Origin of the sequence: Moorena sp. SIO2C4, assembly GCF_010672485.1 — a bacterium.
Lineage (GTDB): Bacteria > Cyanobacteriota > Cyanobacteriia > Cyanobacteriales > Coleofasciculaceae > Moorena > Moorena producens.
On sequence record NZ_JAAHGN010000627.1, the window covers coordinates 1 to 4,379 of the forward strand.

A 4,379-nucleotide genomic window follows, 5' to 3' on the forward strand; every position below is an offset into this window, starting at 1 on the left:
TTACTATAGCCCCCTGATGGGTAATTGCTTGCTGATCTGGTAAATAGTTCATCTGTTCTGCAACTAAGACCGGATTTTTGTTGTTTTGTCAAGTAGTTCATTTGTTAGGCTTATTTGACCTGCTCCCTTTATAGTCGGGTGCATCTCATATTTGTAAAAAAGGAAGTGTGGGGCCCGGGCCCGGGGAGTGTGGGAATTTTCTCCCGAATTTTTGCCTAATTGCAAAACTGAGATGCACCCACCGCGCTTCCTGGTTGCTCGCCGAAGAGCGCGGCTCTTTTTGTTATGAGTATAGTATAACATTTGCCTATGGTTATTGTCAAACTCAAAATAAAAAAAATCAAGGCAATTTATAAAAATTGTAATAATTAGTTACAATATTATGATTATAATGGTAGCAAGTTTAGCTAGTCTTTGAAATAGGTATAATTGCCTGAACCTAAAAGTATTCAGCCGTTGTTGATAGTTTGGCTGATAGCTGAATGCTTACAGAGGAAAAATGAGTGAGGGATAGAGTTGTTCGGGTTTGGTTTTATTTTTGTTAAAGATGGGAAGACTTAAAATAGAAAACCTAACACTTCATACCCTTAAGGCTGCTTGACTGACAAATCTGGCTTTGTAGTTGGGCTTTCACTATGTTCAACCCAAGGCAGCTTATGGTTTGGTTGGGTTTCGCTACCGCTCAACCGCTCCCTAGGTAAAATCAAGGGTTTTAGAAGTTTTTTCAGTCAATCCGTTGTATTAGACCGCCCTTGGCGCTTAAACGTGGCGCTTAAATTAATAGTTATCTGGCAAATATTGGAGACAATAAATGGTATTAGAAAATCTCGACAACGTCCCCTGGACATCCTTAAAACATGCTTATGGAGGGGCAGAAGATACACCAAAGTATTTGCGGCTCCTTACTTCTTCAAATCCATCAGACCAAGAAAAAGCGTTTAATCACCTCTACTCAACTCTCTATTATCAAGGATCAGTCTATACCGCAGCAGTTGCCGCTGTTCCTTTTATGATAGAAATTTTGCAGGAATCCACTATTAAACACAAGCATTTTACCCTTGATTTGCTGTCTAGTTTAGCAGCGGTGGGGAGTTTTCACAATAACCACCAACATCTTTTCTTGTTTAAAGACGTGCGTGAAACCCCAGAGTTTAAAGCCAGGTTTCAAGAGGAACTTAACTGGGTTGCTGACTTACGTACTGAATTAGAAAAACATCTCCCTGTTTATTGTCTGATGCTCGATGATAACGAGAAGTTGAACCGCCTTTATGTATCTCATCTACTCTCAGTTTTACCTGACTTGCGTGAGCGCTCTATTCCTGAACTGATTAACCACCTAAAAACAGAAAATGATCCACAAGTACGAGCCAATATATTACATGTCTTAGGAAAACTTGATTATGCAAATCAGCAAGCTTTGTTTGAGGAATTTTGGCGGAGCGAAAAAAACAGACTTCCACAATGCGTTGCCCTGGCATGGTTTACTACCTGTTCTGGGGTACAGACTCCTGAGGAGGCACTTAACGCCCTAGTGGAAATATTGTTAACTGCTGATGAGGGAATGATTGGTGAATATGAAGAATTACCAAGTGTGGGACGATTCACCCCTAACATGGCAATTCCTGTTGCAATAGCAAGTTCTAAATATGCAGAGCGTATTTTACCGTGGTACACCAAGCAAGTGATGAGGAGTAATTTTGTAGGAGATAATTTTGGAATTGGCTTATTAGTAGTGGCACTAAGGCCACAAGGAAAAATAGCGAATATAAATCACCTTTCTGGATCCCAATGTCAGGCTATTATAGCAATTGCCAAAAAAGCTTGGCTAACTCCAAATTCGATTTACGGTAACATGATCGATGTGCTTAGAATGTTCGGCTTACCAGATACAAAAGAAGAGATAGATCAACTAGTTAGGCTCAATCTAAATCGCTCCCATGGATAGACCAGCTAACACTGCGTCGAATCGGAACGCGATCACCAGGCTGATTTGGTTTTGTGGTGGCAAATGACTGAAGTCGTTCCGATAGCTGTAGCAACCTGAAATCTATTATCCCTTATGATTGGAATTGTGATAATCTCCCACAGTGCTAAGCTAGCAGCTGGGGTCAAGGAATTAGCTGAACAGATGGTTCAGACCTCAGTACCGATTGCGATCGCAGCGGGTATTGATGACCCAGAAAATCCCTTTGGTACCGATGTGCTGCAAGTCCAAGCTGCCATTGAGTCGGTTTACTCCGATGCTGGGGTAGTAGTATTGATGGATCTAGGTAGTGCAGTGCTGAGTGCGGAAATGGCACTGGAGTTTCTGGATGAAGACCAGAAAAGCAAGGTAAGATTGTGCGAAGCGCCATTAGTGGAAGGTGCGATCGCAGCCGTTGTCCAAGCTGCGGCTGGTGGTGATATCGACCAAGGGATTGGATTAGCTAGATCAGCCTTGATCGGTGACACTTGATACTTTAGTTGGGATTCCCGCTACTGGTAGGGTTTCAGCACACAGTCCAAGTAAGCATTCAGCTGTCAGCGGTCAGCTGTCAGCAGATGTAACTCAGCATTATTCCAATGCTTACCTGTTTTATTAAAAAGCTGTTCCCGTGGCCTGCCCATAAACTGATAGCTGATAGCTGATGGCTGATAGCTGATAGCTGATAGCAGTCGCCAGGGCAGTTAGGACATGACAAAAGTCTCACACCCTTTGTAAGCGCAAGAGTTTTACTTCTGACAAATGACTTCTGACTTCTGACTTCTGCTATACCAGTCCAATTTCTTGATCAAAATCAATGACAAACCCCATGAACTATGGGAAGGACTGCTTTTGTCTGTCTTTAGACATAGAGTTTAGTTATCGATATTTAACCATTTAGATACAGTAAAAATAATCAAAAATTTCATTAAAATGAAATTTTTGATTGAATTTTGTCCACCCTAGATAGCCTAATCAGGACGTGATTGGTAATTTACAGACGTTGGTGTGTTGAAGGTTAGAGGTTAATGTTTAGTAGGGGCTTTAAGTGAAGTTCAAGTTAAGTAAAAGAGCAGGATAAAGCTTAAATAAAATTAACAAAAATCCCAAGTCAAGCTATGACTTGATTTGAAGTCTTAAGCAGACTTCCGTGACTGGTTTTACTCGAACGAGTATGGAATACTTGATTTCGGGAGCAGGTAAAAGTTGCACAACATATGAACTATTTGCTATCAGAGCAAGCTCAAACCCATGAGGGGACTATAGCTTTAGTAAAAATGCTTTGCATCAGTGACATGCTGCCCTTGATTTCGGTGCATCAACAGGACTTATGCTGGCAACAAACCTCAGTTCTCATCGCCCATGGGGCGAAAATGCTGAAAACAATACCGCTTTTTGGGTCGAGCCCCTCCTGGAAAAACTGTCTGATGGCGATAGCAGCGCCTTTTGGCCCCTGTGGGACAACTATAAAGACTATCTTTACCATCGCTGCTTGAGCTGGATGGGGGGTAATCCCTCCCAAGCACAAGATGCTCTTTCTGGGATCATGCTCAAGGCTTGGGAAAAATTGCCCAAATTTGCCCCAAAGATTACCAATCTCAAAGGATGGCTGACTAAATTTGCCCGTAACTTCTGTATAGACCGACATCGAGAAAACAACTCTGGGGCAATCGGAGTAGAAAACCTGGAAGGGATGGCAGTGCTAGAGGGGAATGGGTTGGTTACGGAATTCGATAGCCCAGGTTTGGTTGTAGAAAAGAGGGAACTATTAGAGGTAATCCAAAGTGCTCTAGAGGATTTGCCCGAGAATCAGCGCCAGGTATGTGTCTTGCGCTTTGAGCAGGATTTATCTTACCAAGAGATAGCTCAACGACTGGCAATTTCCAACGATAGCGTTCGTAAACGTATCCAACGAGCTAGGGGGATACTGCAAAAGCGGTTAACTAAGTATCGGGCCGGGTTGGATCAGAAGGCTTACGGGGAGATCGCCAAATTGCAGGAGATTAGGGGAGTAGAAGAGCAGGAGAGTAAGGAAGAAAAAGACAGAGAAAGCGATGTAACTCCCTCAAACCAAGAGATAGGAAAAGGGGAGCAGGAGAAAACTGAGAAGTTGGAGTCTTTAAGGCAGATGCCAGTGTCGGAGTCTGTTTCAGTCGAAGAGCCTTATAAGGATTTAGACAAAACGGGAGTAGAGATAACTTCACTGGATAAGCCAGATTTGGCAGTTAAGCCAGCAGTGGAGATAACGTCACTGGTAGAACCAGCATTGGCAGTTGAGCCACTATCTGAACTACCAAAAGTAATCCCAATTAAAAAAGAGCCCAGAAGTAGGGACAGCAAAAACCAGCAAATTTTAAGCAGACCAAGAAGCTCCCAGGCATTACTCCCCTTGGCTGGAAAATCACTATTGGGGAGA

General features: G+C 42.8%; 2 protein-coding genes and 1 pseudogene. All 3 read left to right on the plus strand.

Going from position 1 to position 4,379, the window contains the following annotated elements:
• Nucleotides 1-811: 811 nt before the first annotated feature.
• Entirely contained in the window at nucleotides 812-1,945 is a 1,134-nt protein-coding gene (locus F6K20_RS25895; protein ID WP_008178992.1) for a HEAT repeat domain-containing protein, read from the plus strand.
• Nucleotides 1,946-2,059: 114 nt separating this feature from the next.
• Nucleotides 2,060-2,440 (plus strand): annotated as a pseudogene (dhaM, locus tag F6K20_RS25900) (dihydroxyacetone kinase phosphoryl donor subunit DhaM); the annotation flags it as partial.
• A gap of 853 nt (nucleotides 2,441-3,293) precedes the next feature.
• Nucleotides 3,294-4,379 (plus strand): RNA polymerase sigma factor (locus F6K20_RS25905; RefSeq protein WP_287296562.1); only part of this gene is annotated, 1,086 nt, incomplete at its 3' end.

Coding starts and splice junctions, on each gene's coding strand:
- F6K20_RS25895 (WP_008178992.1), top strand. CDS start 812: ATGGTATTAGAAAATCTCGACAACGTCCCCTGGACATCCTTAAAACAT.